We start from the raw sequence: 15,838 nt of genomic DNA, 5'->3' as shown, positions 1-15,838 counted from the left end.
CCTGTTTTCTTTAATATCAATTCCTGTTCGGGATGTCTTTCTCATGTGGCATAATGAACGTCTCCTTCACTTGTTCTGACCTGATCAGATAAGGTATCCACAAAGCGGCCGAAACAAACGATATTACCATATCCCTCACATCCTCATCCTCCAGTTTTGTCTTTTCAAATATGTAGTAACACGCCAGATTATCTGCCACGAGAAAGGCGAAGTTGGCCAGAAAGAATATGATCATTGCCTTAGGGAATGTATCACGTTTCTTATATAAAAGAGATACCAGCAGCAGACTGTAAACCAATAGGGCGATGATACACGCAATTTCAATCACCAGCAACAGTTGCAGTACAGTAACGTTATGTGTGGCGTTAGCGGCCTTGTCAAGCTGTAGCCAGACACCGTTAGTGAATACAGGCGATTTTATCAGGTTGCTAAAGATGCGCAGTGGATTGGTAAATACGCCGATTGCCAGTAATACGATCCATCCTTGAATGCCCGGGCCGTACAGATTGTCGTTAACCGGCAATATAGATACCCTGGAAAAACGCAGGGCATGAAGGGCGAATACCGTCGTGAAGAAAACTGCCAGACCAATGATCAGCCAGTTCAATCCCTGTGAAGGAACGTCTCCCTGTATTCCTTCATTTGTGTCCCAGCTGAAAGGATATACGAGCGTTTCCTCGATCTGCTCCCTGTCTTTGGCATACGTGTCAAGGAAACTTTCCGGTATATGGTCCTGGTAAGTTTCAAACGTGTAATGCATAGTGACCACGTTGTTAGCCACCGTGGGCACAAAATGAATAGAGTAGTAGTCATTTTTGATATGCAGCTCCTTTTCATCGATAGCTACCTGTGACGGCATTTCTATCGTGATCGTGTAATCCAGTGAAAAAGGATAACGTAATTCCAGCGGCGCAGGCTCCCTGTCATCTTCTACGCTGGCGGGCAAGGCATTTATGAGGATATTCGCCTTCATATCGAAGGTCGCCTCATGTTGCTTTGTACTGTCTGTGCTCCACGGCGACTGAAGAATATAACGCTCACGTACGTCTATACGGTTGCTATCAGAAAGATCTGTCACCCGCATTGGAGAATCAATGCTGATGCTGCCGTAGAAGTTCTTATAGTAATTCAGGTAAGCGCTTTCTTTATCCTTCCGGCTGGTGTTGGCCAGTCCATCACGCTGCTCGTCAGCATATTGCATGGTAAAGACAGAGTTAACTGTCAGTGAGCCTTTGTTCTTTTTGTCGGACGGTAGCTGGAAATGTTCATGGATGACAGTCTTACCCTTATCTCTACCGGTATTTGTCACAGGGGTGAAACCATTCTTTCCCGCAGGATCTATAATAAGGCCCTGCTGGTAATCGGGTACGGTTAACATGGAGAGGTTTCCCCGCTGATAACTGATGGTCGGATCTATCCAGTATTCCTTGTTGTCCAGCTTTGCATAAACAATAGCATGATTGAACAGATCTGGCGCCGGCAGATAGTCGGCTACATGACCTTTGTTGTAAGTATCCGCGTAGGCCATGTTGGCGTAAATGCCGTTAGCTTTCAGGATAGTGGCCAACAGTAACGACTTATCCTTACAGTCTCCAAAACGCTGCAGCAAGATCTTGTCGGGGGTATTGGGACGATGAGAATATTCGCCCATCTCAATACCCATATAACGGATATCGTCCTGTACGAAACGAATGGCCTTCAACATGTATTTCTCCTTGTTGTTGCCTGCCTCTCTTTTAAATTCTGCGATCTTGGCTTTCAGCGCTGCACCTGGAGGTGGTACCGTATTCACATGGTCCCCCCATTGGATCACTTCCTGCCAGTCTTTATATTCCGTGGCCTGTACTGCAGGGAAGTTATCGAACCAGCTGGGAACGTCGTCAACTAATTCCATAGACCCTGTATTGGTCATCTCCCACTTGTAAACCTGCATGCCGTTCACCATCTGCCTGTCTGGCATGGAGCCGCCGTTGAAAGTCTTAAACCGGATCTCCCTGTCGGGAGATGCTATAATACTTTTATGAAAGTTGACAACTGGATTCGGAGATCTCAGATAGAACAGGCTGGTGAACTTATGTTCGAAAATAGGATTGCTGCCTTCTATGGTGTAGGCAAACTCTATCTGATCTCCTTTCCGCACATCTTCCATGATAAAATAGGCGGTGTATAAGCCACTGTAAATAAATCTCGAGAGATCATCTTCCTGTTGCAGTATCCTGAATTTGGAGGCCTGTAATTGATTGATCACTTTCCCTTTACGCCGGATGAGGATCTTATGAAAATGTAGCTTTTCATATACCGGATCATAGTCGGCCGTTATTTCAGCGCCATTTTGAATGCCGGCTTCAGAAACGATCTGCCTGATCACATGATGGTATACGGCCGATTGCTCTACATTTTGCTGTTCTTCAAGCAGCAGTGTATAGTAGCCATTGGAAACATCACGGTCATCCGGTTGCTGACGCAGGTCCGGTTTATAGGGAACCAGCCAGGTGGGGGCTGGTGTAACAGAAAAGTTTTTTTGCTGAGCATTGGCCCCCGCATAGAAACAACAGATGAGTAAGGGAATGAGCAGCAGTATCCGGTACATAGAGATAAAAAAACAGTTAGTTATTTTCTGTGGTCAGCGCATATACTGCAAAGGAGGCCAGCCAATGTTCTCCCGCATAGTTGCCGCTGGCAACATGTGGTATGGCCGATTCCAGGTGCAGGTTCGCCAACTGCAGTATCGCTGTCCTGTTTTCTGTAACATGCCGTGCAATGCCGTAAAGGCACCATGCCCTGCTTAAGTTAAGACCATTCAGGTGCACTAGTTTACCATCGGTGACATCTTTCACCTCGGCGACCTTAAATACGGTCAGCTGTTTTGCGAATAATTCCGGCAGGAATGCCTTGATCCAGGCCTGGTATTCTTTTGCGGGCAGAATGCGCCACATGAGGTCTGCCTCTTCCAGGCAGGGAGAAAGGAAGTCATAACCACCGGGCTCCCACGCTACCGGACAGTTCTTGTCTGCTGCATAGAAGCGCATAGCCGCCTTGCGGATGGCGTGTTGCAAGGCTGTATCATTCGCGGTAGCGGCATAGTCCCATGCAAGGGACAACCCGAATGCCAGATTGGTATGCTCGCCCACACGGATCGGATATACGAGCCTCTCCAGGAAATCTATATAGGCTTTAGAGAACTGGGTAGCCAGCGGTTGTACATTGGCAGCCAGTTGTTTGCCCAGGGGATCATTCCAGGTGAGGAGTTCCCGTTGCAGTTGCAGCAGCCAGCTCCAACCGTAGATCCGTTCAAAGCCTTTGTTCTCTTTATTCTTAAAAAGCAGTTGCTCTTTAGTGATATTGTCTGCCGTTAAGTTCTGCGATAGTTTGGTAATTATTTCCTGTTGCCTGGGCATGCCAGGAAATGACTTCAGCAAACGGACCAGCATCCAGTGGCCATGTACACTGCTATGCCAGTCAAAGCAGCCATAAAATGCCGGATGATAGTTTTTCGGACTTGTAACAAGTGTGCTGTCTGAAAAGACAACGCCTGTCTTATAAGGAAATTCCTGCTGCATGCAACGCAAGGGCAGTTCTGCAAGATGGGCCGCGCCCTGGGGCGTAAGGTCCAGCAAACCATTGCTCTTGCGTGTATAAAAAGCCTGTTGTGCGGATGCAGATGACATCAGGAAACCAGTTATCAGGGATATTAGAATAAGTGTTTTCTTCACTATCGGTTTAATAACATTTTTACATAAAACGAAGGTTTAGCCAGCTTTTTGCGCAGGTCCACCTCATAGAACATGCAGGAAAGTAATTCCTGCAATTGTTTGTTACGGCTGCTCACTTTCATAAGGGTGTTGAACAACCACGGGTATTTGATCAGCTTCTGTAACCTGTGGCTCAGTTTCAGCTCTGGTCCCATAATGCGGTATACCTCTGCATCATAAGCCGCAAGCTGCGTAGCAGAACAGTTATTTGCCTTCAGCGCTTCTGCAGCCTGTAATGCAGCAATACGACCGGAATACAGACCATTGCCGATACCTTCGCCGGTAAAAGGATCAATGAGATAAGCAGCGTCTCCTACCAGCATATAACGCTCGCCGGAAATGACCCTTACCTTACTGCCCAACGGCAGGCCGTATCCCTCGATACTGCTTACCAGTTCGGCGTTCTTGAAACGCTCTTTGAATACAGGATCGTTGGCAATGATGTCCAGCATGGACTTCTTCAGGTTCATTTTCTTTTTGCGTACCGCTTCGCTGAGCACACCCACACCTACGTTCGCTTCACCGTTTGGCAGCGGGAAAACCCAGAAGTAACCTGGGAGGAGGTCTTTCAGGAAGTGCAGTTCAATAAAATTATCAGCGTTATTGCCGCTTACGTTCTTGTAATAAGCACGGATACCGGCGACATAGTGTTTGGGTTCCATCGTAATGTTAGCCACTTCCTTTGTAAAGGAGGAGTGCGCACCGTTCGCGATGATGAGCAGCTGCGCCTTTACCTGGAAACCATTACTGCCGGAAACGATGTACCCGTCTTCTTTCAGTTCGTACTTATCTATGGTCACACCTTCCAGTAACTTGATCTCTGGACGGCGTTTGATCTCATCTACCAGGAAATTGTCAAAGTCCATGCGCTTGCATACGTAACCAATAGGCGTTTCCTTATGGCCCGTGTTATTGCTGTTATAGTCAGGGCGGTAGCCAACATCCAGGCTGTGTCTGCCCGGAGACACAAACGTAACGCCCCAGCTGTTCACTTTGAAATTAGCTTCTTTCAGTCGGGTTGCAATGGCAGGATCGATCCGGTTCAGGGCTGTAATTACTTTTCCACTTAATCCATCGCCACAAACCTTATCCCGCGGGAATACGGCTTTGTCAACTACGATACATTCAATACCAAGTTGCGCCAGCTGGAGGGCTGCCGCAGCTCCGGCAGGGCCAGCGCCAACAATACATACTTTTGTTTCCAACATCCTGTACATTTAAGCTGTTAAGATAAAGAAAAGAGGAATATCTTCGCGGCCTAAATCAACTAACCATGTTCGGAGATCTATTTGGAAAACTGCAGGAAGCGCAGTCAAAAATGAAAGAAAGTAAAGAACGCCTGGCCCTGATCACCGTTGACGGCGAGTCTGGAGACGGTGCTGTTAAGGTAGTTGTGACCGGTAACCGTGAGGTGAAAAGTATTGACATAGCAGAACGTCTGCTGGAAAAAGATAACAAGGAAGAACTGGAAGATCTGATGATCACAGCATTGAACAGGGCCCTGAAAAATGCAGAAAACGCCTGGGAATCCGAAATGAAAGGGATTGCCGGTGGCATGCTGGGACCTTTAGGCGGACTGTTATAACAGTACCGCTGCTACCTTGCAGGTAAAAGGACTATTATTGCGTTAACTGTATGCCAATCTAGCTCAGCCGGTAGAGCAACAGTTTCGTAAATTGTAGGTCGTGGGTTCGAATCCCATGGTTGGCTCCATGTAAACGTAATTGAACCACTGGTAATAACATTGCCAGTGGTTTTCTGTTTGTCTGCCACCCTATTTAAATATTCAAGGGTACGGAGATAAAGCTCCCTGATCAGAAAGAAGCCATTCGCAAACAGTGAAAGGGGGGTTTATGTAAGCAGCAATTCCTTCACCGTTGGATTCCCCGGCAGATCTTTCACTGCCACAATGACCTTACCGCCTGCAGGTAGCGCAGTGGCTTTATAATACCAATCTACTCCATTCCGGCCTAAAACTGCCCGGCCACTCTCAGTAATAACACCGTCACCGTCTATTACCTTTACCTCCACTTCCGCTACCCGGAATTCATCTTTGGCAGTCACTATTACCTCCTCATCTTCTAACCTGATATTCTGGATCTCAGGACTGTGGTAAGCATCCTTGACCGCCATATTATAGGCATTTTGACCTGGCCCTGCCAGCGACTGGTAGTAAGCTTTTATCTGCGGATCTTCCAGCATTATGTGCGCACGCATCGAAGCGACGGTCATCTTATGCCTGGCTTCCAACTGCTTCTGCGTAGGCTTTTTCTTTGAAGGGCCGCGTTTCTTCGCCATAATGATCTGCCCATTCCGTTCGTAGATCGTGATTTGCTTGCCGAGGGTGCCCCGGACAAGTTGCATGAGGATATTGTCTTTAACAATGGCCATAAAAGGTTCTTTTTGAGGGTTATAGCAAGTCTATTGTCTTGTATCTCTAAGGTACGTATAAGCTTACTAAAATGGCACTAAAAGATCACTAAAAGGTCACTTCAATATCGATTTGATATATAAACGACCTTTTAATATCCTTTTGGTACCATTATAATAAGCTTATATTAAGCCGATACGGAGCTAATACAAATGCTATTGGGAACGATTAGCTATATACTTTCGTAGTCCCCGAATGAAGGTGCTGGACAGCTGATATATTATCTTTATCTTTATTTGATAAAGAATATTCCTATGCGATATGCAATACTGCTGGTGGCAGGAGTTACCTTGTTTGCCTGCAACGCCCCAACTAACTCTACTACGAAGACTGGACAAACAACTGCAGAAAAGGGACAACTTACTGCTGTGATCCTTGAGGATCAGATCTTTGATAAGGATGTTATCCTGAATGCCGGTTCGATAAAAGAGGGAAAAAACAAAGTATCCGATAAATATTTCCTGGATGGGGTAGACCTTTACCGGAATAAGAAAAAGCCGGAAGAGGCGATTAAATTGTTTAAGAAATCGATCCTCGAACAGCCCCAGGCAAGAGCTTATTTTGAGCTGGGAAATGCATTGGCCGACATTGATAGTCTGAAAAACGCGGCCTCTGCCTATGAGATTGCAGATGCGCTGGACTACAAACCAACTTCGAAAGTGCTGTATAACCTGGCTTGTGTATATTCCAGGGCTGCAGATGAGACGTTGGCACGGTACTACCTTATATCGGCAATTGAATTCGGGTACAGCAACGTTAAGAACATCTATGAGGATAAAGATCTATCCTACGTGAGAAATAACATGTATGATTTTAAGCGTACTGTTGCTGCCGCAATGAGCGGCGCGACTGATCCGGATAAACTGCAGTGGAACCTGTTCTGGCATGAATTCGAACCGGTATCTTATCCATTGGTACTGGATGAGAAGTATGGAGAAAAGTTAGGGGAAGACTACATTTCATACGAGTACGAACGTTTCGTGGCAGAAATGCGGCAAACGGAACAATTCTCCCGTGATGTGGGATCTGAATTTTATCATGTAGGCCTGGCAAAAGCGAACGACAGTGTGAAAACACTCATATATGCTGTGAAGAACGTTATAATAGACGATCGAATTTCACCGGAATATTATATCGTCAGCTTTGACCATGTTGGTAAGCTAATCGATAAGTTACTCATAGGAGGGCATGAAAAAATAGCAGATCCCGTGCGTGTAGCCACGCTAACACAGAACGGCAATATCGAAATAGGATTTTTTAAGCACATATTTAAAAAGAATCCGGAAGATTTTGGTTATTCAGGCAATGAACTGCTGGATGTGCAATTCCTGGAGAAGCAATTGTACAGTATTACAGACGATGGTCATTTTGTGAGGAAGGATGATCTGCTGGGAATGCGCCTTTAAGATATCCCAGTCCCCATCGGATAATAGCTTCTGCTATCAGCAGGTTCAATGTCCAGCTAAGCCAGGAGATCAGGATGTAAGCAGGAACGGGACGGATAGGAATATTAAACGTACCGATAAGAAGGGCATAAAACCGCAGGGAAATGGCGGATAAGGTAAGCGCATAACTACGGACCATCATGCCGGTATGCAAACGCCATTTGCGTTGAATAGCGTAACGCCAGCCCAGGAACGTCGTGAGCAACCATAAAGAAGCCAGCAGCACAAAACTGACACGCGCCGGAAGGCCGCCATTAGCATAAAAACCGAGGATCAGTCCTGACGGGCCACTGAAAGCCAGGACAACTAAAACATATATTTTCCCGGACCTGCGATGCAGGCCGGGAAATTTTTTTAAAAGATAATTGCTGAATTGCAGTAGCCCCGTTATGAGTACGGTAATGCTGGTAAAAACATGCACATAGAAACTGAGCCGCCAATGCCGGATGTGATAAACCAGCTGTTTGGTTATCAGGAAGTCTACATACCGTCCGAGGGACGTGTATGGCAAACTTAATAACAGCATCAGCCAGGAAGTATACAGGATGATGGCTGCAAACAGGTAGAAGACAATACGTTTGGTCAGGGAGGGCATGGATTAGTATTCACTTGCATCAAAGCTGAAAATATCTCCCTTGAGTGCAAAAATGACAGAGTCCTCTCTTTCACCGCCTGCCGGTACATATTCGAGGGCAAATGTGGTAGTCCGTGATTCGTAAGCAGGGTTAGGTTGCCAGTTCACCAACAATTCGTTAGTGGATCTCTTTTCCCAGGTACCTCTTAGTGTGATCATTTGAGGGGAGAAGGTGGAATCATTTATTTTCTCGTAATAGTTCAGGATACAGGACCCGTCGCCGCCGAGGTAAAAATCACTGTGATCGCCGTTATAAAAGCCAGCGCCGCGCTCTCCGAAATCCAGTTCAGTAAGATGTAACTGTTTTTCAGTCAACGATTTACTGTTTACAGGCTTCCAGACTCCTTTGAGCTCATTGATGTTGACGTCCCTTACCAAAGAAAACACACCGTCAAATTCATGGTCGCCGGGCTCTGAAAGTTGAATAACATATTTAAGCCCCTTGTCGGTGATCGTACCACTTAAATTCCTTCTCAATCCCTTATGGGTATCGTAACCGGCCAGTTTGTTATTGCTGCAGTAGTTGATCGTGATGTAAATGGGGCTGCCACCGAAATCTCCTTTATAAGTACCAAGGATCCTTGCTTTCATCCGTTCCTGCTTTTGGGTTTCGGTTAGTGCAGAGTTCACCGTAGCGTCAGGGGGCGGGGTATATGACTGGCATGCGCTGATACCACATGCGGCAATGAATGCAGTAATAAAATATTTCACAGGGTATTTTTTTGTAAAGTAACTAATAAATGCAGATTTATGCCCCACCGAAAGTGAGAAATTGTTGAAGCCTGTCACGGGTGATAACCTGGTTGCCCCAGTAGATGGACCGGTCTGCATCAAGGTTGGCAAGGGAGGCATTGGACTGTTTGCTTAACCAGTTGATAAAAGCCTGTTTGTCGGCAAAGGACCGTGTTGGTTTATCCATGCTGCCATCCCATAAGGAGCCATAACAGTATAGCCCATCCCGGTACTCAAGGCCCATGCCGCAGTAATCCCGGTGGCTGTGCCCGATGCTGCCATGATGAAGGGCGGCTGCTACTTTGGTGGCCAGTTCAGGGCCAATAGGGGTGGTATCAGCAGCCAGCTGTGCTCTCCGGTCCAGTTCCCGCTGGTGTTCTTCCTTTTCGGCCTGTTTGGCGGCGATTTGTTTAAGTTGCTGTTGCTGCGCCTTGTTCAGATATGAATATTGAAAAGTATCGGTGGTGAGGTCTATATCCACTTCCAGAACGGTTGTATCGGGAGCGCATACTTCCATGTAGTCTCTGATGGCTTTCAGTAACGGATAATCGAAGTCCCACAATAACATGGATTTATTATCCCGTGTTCTGATGCAACTTAAAGAAAGCAGCAGGGTAGAAGTGAATTCGGCTTTCAACCGGCCTTTCAGGCTACCGGTCTTCTCCAGTTTTTCCCGCAGGCGGGCATTTAACAGGTTGGTTTCCTGCAGGGCGTTTTCCATAGAACGTTCATTCATGACATGAATAATTTCTATTCCCTAAGATATTTAAAACCACCGTTTCTTTTGTATATTTAGTGTAACGTAATAATTCTGTAAAGTGTAGCAACATAAGTTGTTAGTTCTGCGGCCCCTGAATCGCTTACACTGTCTATTCTTTTTTGAGCACTAGTCGTACATCTGGTAAACAGTACCCAATTCATAAAACGAAAAATTAACGCTATGAAACGAATGTCCTTAAACATTATTTCCTGCCTTCTATTGGCTTTTACACTATTAGCCGTGTCATGTGGTAAAGATGGAGATGCTGGTCCTGCCGGTCCCGCCGGCCCTGCTGGTCCCGCTGGTCCAGGTGGCCCCGCCGGTCCCGCTGGTCCTGAGGGAACCGCTAACGTGATCTATTCCGACTGGATAGACGTCGAAGTTGATTGGGACACTGTCCATAATGGCGATGGCACTATCGATACCTTTGGTATTTCAGGAATAATAGACGTGCCCAGACTTGATCAGGATATGCTGACCAATGGTGAGATCAAGGTTTACTTCAACGTTAACTCTGCTGCAGACCCGGTTATTTTCCCATTACCGTATTTTGACGTTAACAGTCTTGTCAGCATTAATCCGATCTTCTATCTGAATACCATTCAGCTGAATACCAATACGCTTGACGCCAGTACATATACGGAAGGCGGCGTAAAATACCAGCAATACCGGTATATACTGATACCAGGAGGTACAGAAGCACGTAAAGCGAAGATTGATTGGAACAATTATAAGGAAGTGCAGAAATATCTGGGGCTTAAGAACTAATCAGGGTCCTAACGGAACTTGCTAAACGATATAATAAAGGAACCCGGAGTTGAATGTGACAATTGTCCGTTCTACTCCGGGTTCCTTTTTTTAATTTTTACCTTCTGTATTACTGTTCAGTGCATGCCACAGCATGTCTTTCAGCTCGGACAGCCCCTGTTGGGTCACTGAAGAGATGAACACATGCGGTACATTAGGAGGCAGTTCTGCAGCGATCGCTTCTTTCAGCTCATCGTCCAGCATGTCGCTTTTACTAATGGCCAGCAGGAATTGTTTATCCAGCAGTTCAGGGTTGTATTGCTCCAGTTCGTTCAGAAGGATGTCAAAATCTTTCCGATGGTCCTGGCTGTCTGCCGGGATCAGGAACAGGAGAACGGAGTTCCTTTCAATGTGACGCAAGAAACGGTGTCCCAGTCCTTTCCCTTCGTGGGCTCCTTCAATGATACCTGGAAGGTCGGCAATAGCGAATGAGCGGTCATTACGGTAAGGAACCATACCCAGGTTAGGGGTTAGGGTGGTAAACGCGTAGTCGGCTATTTTAGGCCTTGCAGCAGTAATTGTTGACAGCAGGGTGGATTTACCTGCATTCGGGAAGCCTACCAGCCCTACATCCGCTAATATTTTCAGCTCCAGCACTTTCCAGCCTTCAATACTAGGCATACCCGGCTGGGCATAATCAGGGGCCTGGTTGGTGGCAGACTTGAAAAAGCTGTTTCCACGGCCACCTTGTCCACCTGGTATCCAGATCACTTCTTCCCCGTGATGCAGGATCTCAGCTTCCATTTCACCTGTTTCCTCGTCAAATGCCTGCGTTCCCAGGGGTACTTCAATGAAAATATCCTCACCATTACGGCCGGTACTATTGTTGTCCCGGCCATTACCGCCGTCTTCCGCCACTACGTTCTTATACCAGCGTAAATGCAGCAGGGTCCATAACTGGGAGTTCCCTTTCAGGATGATATGTCCGCCACGTCCGCCGTCACCACCGTCAGGACCTGCTTCCGGGTTATATTTGGTACGCATGAAGTGTGCACTACCTGCGCCTCCTTTACCGGATTTAGCGAAGATCCTTATGAAATCAACAAAGTTGCCTCTTTCCAAAGTATTTGATTTATGCTTAATGTAACACCTCCGTAGGGGGAGATGTTAAATATAAAAACGCAAAGATCGTTAAGTTCAGCCACTTTAACTACGCATAACGCGCTAAAATGCTTACTTACAATCTTTGCGTTTGAAATATATGGGAGTGTGTGATTACACTTTTTCCTCTACCAGCAGGCTCTCGATCTCTTTGCTCAGTCGTTCAAAAATTTCTTCAACAGAACCTTCGCCCTTGATCTTTTTGAACTTACCATATTTGGCATAGTGGTCGGCAACAGGAGCGGTCTTATTGTGATATTCCACAATACGGGCACGGATAACATCTTCGTTGGCATCATCTGTACGGCCGGAGGTAGTTCCTCTGTGCAGCAGGCGGGTGATCAGTTCATCCTCAGGCACTTCCAGCGCCAGTACGTTAGAAATGGCTGTTTTCTTCAGGGCCAGTAATTTATCCAGTGCTTCCGCCTGTGCAGTAGTACGTGGGAACCCATCGAAAATAAAACCTCTTGCGTCCGGGTTGGCATCCAGTTTGGAGCTGATCATGCCGATCACCACCTCATCCGGCACCAGTATACCCTGGTCCATCACCTTTTTGGCTTCGAGGCCGAGTGGTGTTTTGGCTTCAATCTCACTGCGCAATAAATCGCCGGTGGACAGGTGGATGAGTCCAAATTTATTAATCAGGTTAGCACTCTGAGTGCCCTTTCCGCTACCGGGAGGGCCAAATAAAATGATATTGACCATGTGTTTAAAAAGACTTTAGCAAGATTGCAAATATAGCAAACAATTGAATGTATTGGTAACTAAAATTGCAATTGCTTGAATAACGTAAAATATTTAAGAAATATCCTAGATATGTTTCAATGATTTGCTGTAAATAATGGATTATTTTTAAGAAGTTCACTGCTGATGTAAGGTGGTCAACGCGGCGACTTTACAGGCATTATTTTAATAAATCATATCACAGGTTAACGTAAATATAAACATTTCTACTGCCGTAACGTATCCGTAGTTGAAATTGTCATGTAAAAAAATTTAGCTGTTTAAACATAAAAAATTCCACATCTGTAGTCCGAAGCTATGTACTATGGAGTAATAATTTGTAAGTTTAGTCGATGATGATGAAGCAATTAATGATTTTAGGTCTCTCCTGTTTATGCTTAGGGGGCAGTGTGCCCAGGGGATCCGCCGCGGGCGGAAAAAGACCCGGATCAGGACCCGGGCAGCCAAAGCAACATGTGCAAAAGGAAGTGAAAAGCGGAAAACCTCGGAAAACGATGCAGGATGATGGGGCTGCTGCCCGTTGGGTAGACAGTGTCTTCGAATCCCTTAATGACGAGGAGCGCATTGCCCAGCTGATCATGATCAGGGCGCATTCTAACCTCGGGGAAGATCATATCAGAAAAGTCACAAAAGATATCCGGGATAATAAGGTCGGTGGTCTCATCTTCTTCCAGGGAGGACCGGTACGGCAGGCTAATCTCACTAACTATTACCAATCCATCTCCAAAACCCCTCTGATGATCGCCATTGACGGCGAATGGGGGCTGGGTATGCGCCTGGACAGTGTAACGCCCCTGCCACGTCAGCTGATGCTGGGCGCTATGCAGGACAGTACGCTGGCCTACAGGTATGGACAGGTGCTGGCAATGCAATGCCGCCGCCTGGGCATTCATGTGGATTATGCGCCCGATATGGATGTGAATAACAATCCGAACAATCCGGTGATCAATGACCGCTCTCTTGGTCAGGATAAATTCCAGGTCGCCCGTCTGGGTGTGCAGATCATCAAAGGAATGCAGGACCAGAACATAATGGCGGTCGCCAAACACTTCCCGGGTCATGGAGACACGGATGTGGACTCTCACCTGGATATGCCGGTGATCCGCAAAAGCAGGGCGGAGCTTGACTCGCTGGAGTTGTACCCCTTCCGCCGTGCCATAGAAGCTGGTGTGCAGAGTATCATGATGGCGCATCTCTATATCCCGGCCCTTGATAGTACGCCCAATACCCCCACATCCATTTCAAGGAAAGCCATTACAGACTTCCTGAAAGGGGAACTCGGTTATAAAGGTATCGTCATCACGGATGCGTTGGAAATGAAGGGAATAGCCAAGTTCTACACCGGTGGTGAAGAAGCAGCCCAGTCGCTATTGGCTGGAAATGACATGATGATGCTGCCATCTACCGCGTCCGGCAGTGTAGATGCTATTAAACGTGCTATCAGAAGGGGACAGATCTCCTGGGATGAAGTGAACCAGCGTGTGAAGAAAGTACTGCTGGCTAAATATAAACTGGGGCTGAACAAACCGCAGTTCATAGATGTGAATAACCTGACCAGTGATCTGAACGCGGCTACAGATTCCCTGACCAAAAGCATTGGTCAGCATGCTATTACGCTTCTGAAGAATGATAACAACCTTATTCCGTTCTCTCAACATACACCTGGTAAGGTGGCAGTTATTGCCGTGGGAGCGGATGTAAATAACGCGTTCCTGCAAACTATCAAAGCTATCCGCCCGGATGTGAATTCGTACATTTTCACCGCCCGCCAGTCTGAAGCACAGGTGGGACAGGTGGTTGAACGTCTGAAGCGTGATTATCAGGCAGTCATCATCAGCCTGCATAATTACTCCCGTCGTCCGGCTAATAAATTCGGCATCAGTGCTTCCGAGCGATTGCTTATTCAGCAACTGCAACAGGAAATGCCATCAGCTACGGTAGTGTTTGGAAATCCTTATGCCATCCAGTATTTCTGTGATGCCCCGACAATTATTGCAGCTTACGAAGACGATGAGATTACACAACGTACTGCGGCGGCAATTTTATTCGGCCAGCAGGCGGCAAAAGGCAAACTGCCCGTAACAGTATGTGCAAACTTCCCATACGGTACCGGTATTGTACAGGCGCCGCCTCCGCCTGTGGTGAAAACGGAACTGCAGCACGTGAAACCGGAGACAGTGGGTATGAGCAGCCAGGTATTGCAGAAGATAGATGTATTGGCTAAAGAAATGATCGCCAAAGGCGCAGCTCCGGGTTGTGAAATAGTGGCGATGAAAGACGGGAAGATAGTATACGATAAAACCTTTGGTCACTTCGATTACAGCACACGGGAACCAGTTACCACCAACGCCGTATACGATCTTGCATCTGTAACCAAGATCTGTGCTACCACAATATCCGTGATGCGTTTGTACGATGAGGGAAAACTCAGTCTGGACGCTACAGTGGGCGATTATCTGCCCTGGGTGAGAGGTACTGACAAGGCGGGACTGCGCATTCGTGACGTGCTGCTGCACCAGGCAGGATTAGTGGCTTTTATCCCATTCTATAAAGAAGTAGTAGATGCAAAAGGCCTTCCGGACACTGCATTGTTCCATGCCTATCCGGATTCTATGTTTTCTGTCAGGGTGGCGGAACGTATGTATATGAGACGTGATTATGTGGATACAATGCATCGCCGTATCCTGGAAAGCAACCTGAAACCACAACAAGGTTATGTGTATAGTGACAATGACTATATCTTCCTGGGAGAAATAGTAGAACAGCTTACAGGAAAGAAACTGAACCGTTATGTACGGGAAACATTTTATGAGCCGCTGGGCATGGCCAATACAGGGTTCCGCCCAAGAGAGCGTTTCCAGTTATCGCAGCTTGCGCCAACGGAAAGTGAACCCATCTTCCGCCGTCAATGGATCCGCGGGGATGTTCATGATCCGGGTGCTGCAATGTTTGGCGGGGTAGCAGGACATGCTGGTCTGTTCTCCAATGCGGAAGACCTGGCTATTCTCCTGCAGATGCTACTGAACGGAGGTAAATACGATGGGAAGGAATATATCAAAGCAGAGACGCTGGAATTGTTCACCGGCTATAATAGCTCATTAAGCCGCCGCGGACTTGGGTTCGATAAGCCGGAAAAAGATAATGGCAAACGTGGAGAAGCGTACCCGGCTAAGAGCGCATCGCCACGAACATATGGTCATACCGGTTTTACCGGCACTTGCATTTGGGTAGATCCACAGTCACAGCTGGTGTACATTTTCCTTAGTAATCGTGTATGCCCGGCCGGTGGAAATAACAAAAAGCTCATGACAATGCATGTGAGGGAGAATATCATGGAAGTGCTGTACGAAGCGATGGGCAGGAAATAGGTATGATCAGGGATAAATAGGCAATAGTGCCAGGTGAAGTATGCCATTGCGGCCATTCATCTGG

At 46.9% G+C, this 15,838-nt stretch carries 13 protein-coding genes and 1 tRNA gene; 5 read left to right on the top strand and 9 right to left on the bottom strand.

Features of this window, described 5'->3' with window-relative positions; all coding sequences use genetic code 11:
* Nucleotides 1-16: 16 nt before the first annotated feature.
* Genes C7475_RS10705 through C7475_RS10695 form a run of 3 tightly spaced genes read right to left on the bottom strand, consistent with a single transcriptional unit; the run spans nt 17 to nt 4,960 of the window.
* Entirely contained in the window at nt 17-2,590 is a 2,574-nt protein-coding gene (locus C7475_RS10705; protein ID WP_110053347.1) for a DUF3857 domain-containing protein, read from the bottom strand.
* Between the two features lie 16 nt (nt 2,591-2,606).
* Nucleotides 2,607-3,668 carry a DUF2891 domain-containing protein gene (locus C7475_RS10700; protein WP_110054035.1) on the bottom strand — a complete coding sequence of 354 codons (1,062 nt, stop codon included), beginning with the start codon at nt 3,666-3,668 and terminating at the stop codon, nt 2,607-2,609.
* 44 nt (nt 3,669-3,712) lie between these two features.
* On the bottom strand, nt 3,713-4,960 hold the full coding sequence (locus C7475_RS10695) for an NAD(P)/FAD-dependent oxidoreductase (RefSeq protein WP_110054034.1): 1,248 nt from the start codon (nt 4,958-4,960) through the stop codon (nt 3,713-3,715).
* 65 nt (nt 4,961-5,025) lie between these two features.
* Between C7475_RS10695 and C7475_RS10690 the strand changes: the two genes are divergently transcribed.
* Both C7475_RS10690 and C7475_RS10685 read left to right on the top strand, forming a co-directional pair.
* Nucleotides 5,026-5,337 carry a YbaB/EbfC family nucleoid-associated protein gene (locus tag C7475_RS10690; RefSeq protein WP_110053346.1) on the top strand — a complete coding sequence of 104 codons (312 nt, stop codon included), beginning with the start codon at nt 5,026-5,028 and terminating at the stop codon, nt 5,335-5,337.
* Between the two features lie 52 nt (nt 5,338-5,389).
* Nucleotides 5,390-5,465: transfer RNA gene (locus C7475_RS10685), tRNA-Thr, on the top strand.
* A 138-nt stretch (nt 5,466-5,603) separates the two neighbouring features.
* Here C7475_RS10685 and C7475_RS10680 read toward each other — a convergent pair.
* Nucleotides 5,604-6,143 (bottom strand): hypothetical protein, encoded by a 540-nt coding sequence (locus C7475_RS10680; RefSeq protein WP_110053345.1) that lies wholly within the window; start codon nt 6,141-6,143, stop codon nt 5,604-5,606.
* A 294-nt stretch (nt 6,144-6,437) separates the two neighbouring features.
* On the opposite strand from C7475_RS10680, the gene C7475_RS10675 reads away from it, so the two are divergent.
* A complete protein-coding gene (locus tag C7475_RS10675; RefSeq protein WP_110053344.1) occupies nt 6,438-7,589 on the top strand; it encodes a tetratricopeptide repeat protein in 1,152 nt (383 codons plus the stop codon).
* Here C7475_RS10675 and C7475_RS10670 read toward each other — a convergent pair.
* Genes C7475_RS10670 through C7475_RS10660 form a run of 3 tightly spaced genes read right to left on the bottom strand, consistent with a single transcriptional unit; the run spans nt 7,534 to nt 9,730 of the window.
* Nucleotides 7,534-8,223 (bottom strand): DUF2306 domain-containing protein, encoded by a 690-nt coding sequence (locus tag C7475_RS10670; RefSeq protein WP_110053343.1) that lies wholly within the window; start codon nt 8,221-8,223, stop codon nt 7,534-7,536. The two genes, C7475_RS10675 and C7475_RS10670, sit on opposite strands and share 56 nt — an antisense overlap.
* Before the next feature lie 3 nt (nt 8,224-8,226).
* Nucleotides 8,227-8,973 (bottom strand): hypothetical protein, encoded by a 747-nt coding sequence (locus tag C7475_RS10665; protein WP_146217519.1) that lies wholly within the window; start codon nt 8,971-8,973, stop codon nt 8,227-8,229.
* A 37-nt stretch (nt 8,974-9,010) separates the two neighbouring features.
* Nucleotides 9,011-9,730: a hypothetical protein gene (locus C7475_RS10660; RefSeq protein ID WP_110053341.1), complete on the bottom strand. Its 720-nt coding sequence runs from the start codon at nt 9,728-9,730 to the stop codon at nt 9,011-9,013.
* A 204-nt stretch (nt 9,731-9,934) separates the two neighbouring features.
* Between C7475_RS10660 and C7475_RS33145 the strand changes: the two genes are divergently transcribed.
* Nucleotides 9,935-10,522: a hypothetical protein gene (locus C7475_RS33145; RefSeq protein ID WP_199236206.1), complete on the top strand. Its 588-nt coding sequence runs from the start codon at nt 9,935-9,937 to the stop codon at nt 10,520-10,522.
* A gap of 90 nt (nt 10,523-10,612) precedes the next feature.
* Here the strand turns inward: C7475_RS33145 and obgE are convergent, their stop codons facing one another.
* Both obgE and C7475_RS10645 read right to left on the bottom strand, forming a co-directional pair.
* Nucleotides 10,613-11,623 (bottom strand): GTPase ObgE, encoded by a 1,011-nt coding sequence (gene obgE / locus C7475_RS10650; RefSeq protein WP_110053339.1) that lies wholly within the window; start codon nt 11,621-11,623, stop codon nt 10,613-10,615.
* A gap of 153 nt (nt 11,624-11,776) precedes the next feature.
* Nucleotides 11,777-12,367 (bottom strand): adenylate kinase, encoded by a 591-nt coding sequence (locus tag C7475_RS10645; RefSeq protein WP_110053338.1) that lies wholly within the window; start codon nt 12,365-12,367, stop codon nt 11,777-11,779.
* 533 nt (nt 12,368-12,900) lie between these two features.
* Here C7475_RS10645 and C7475_RS10640 point away from each other — a divergent pair.
* On the top strand, nt 12,901-15,774 hold the full coding sequence (locus tag C7475_RS10640; protein ID WP_233259818.1) for a glycoside hydrolase family 3 N-terminal domain-containing protein: 2,874 nt from the start codon (nt 12,901-12,903) through the stop codon (nt 15,772-15,774).
* The last annotated feature ends 64 nt before the right edge of the window (nt 15,775-15,838 follow it).

Origin of the sequence: Chitinophaga sp. S165 (assembly GCF_003182155.1) — a bacterium.
Lineage (GTDB): Bacteria > Bacteroidota > Bacteroidia > Chitinophagales > Chitinophagaceae > Chitinophaga.
This window is presented reverse-complemented; position numbering and strand designations above follow the sequence as displayed.

What these genes read in the sequence shown, in the direction of transcription:
- C7475_RS10705 (WP_110053347.1), bottom strand. Translation starts at nt 2,590, where the DNA reads ATGTACCGGATACTGCTGCTCATTCCCTTACTCATCTGTTGTTTCTAT.
- C7475_RS10700 (WP_110054035.1), bottom strand. Translation starts at nt 3,668, where the DNA reads ATGTCATCTGCATCCGCACAACAGGCTTTTTATACACGCAAGAGCAAT.
- C7475_RS10695 (WP_110054034.1), bottom strand. Translation starts at nt 4,960, where the DNA reads ATGTTGGAAACAAAAGTATGTATTGTTGGCGCTGGCCCTGCCGGAGCT.
- C7475_RS10690 (WP_110053346.1), top strand. Translation starts at nt 5,026, where the DNA reads ATGTTCGGAGATCTATTTGGAAAACTGCAGGAAGCGCAGTCAAAAATG.
- C7475_RS10680 (WP_110053345.1), bottom strand. Translation starts at nt 6,143, where the DNA reads ATGGCCATTGTTAAAGACAATATCCTCATGCAACTTGTCCGGGGCACC.
- C7475_RS10675 (WP_110053344.1), top strand. Translation starts at nt 6,438, where the DNA reads ATGCGATATGCAATACTGCTGGTGGCAGGAGTTACCTTGTTTGCCTGC.
- C7475_RS10670 (WP_110053343.1), bottom strand. Translation starts at nt 8,223, where the DNA reads ATGCCCTCCCTGACCAAACGTATTGTCTTCTACCTGTTTGCAGCCATC.
- C7475_RS10660 (WP_110053341.1), bottom strand. Translation starts at nt 9,730, where the DNA reads ATGAATGAACGTTCTATGGAAAACGCCCTGCAGGAAACCAACCTGTTA.
- C7475_RS33145 (WP_199236206.1), top strand. Translation starts at nt 9,935, where the DNA reads ATGAAACGAATGTCCTTAAACATTATTTCCTGCCTTCTATTGGCTTTT.
- C7475_RS10645 (WP_110053338.1), bottom strand. Translation starts at nt 12,367, where the DNA reads ATGGTCAATATCATTTTATTTGGCCCTCCCGGTAGCGGAAAGGGCACT.
- C7475_RS10640 (WP_233259818.1), top strand. Translation starts at nt 12,901, where the DNA reads ATGCAGGATGATGGGGCTGCTGCCCGTTGGGTAGACAGTGTCTTCGAA.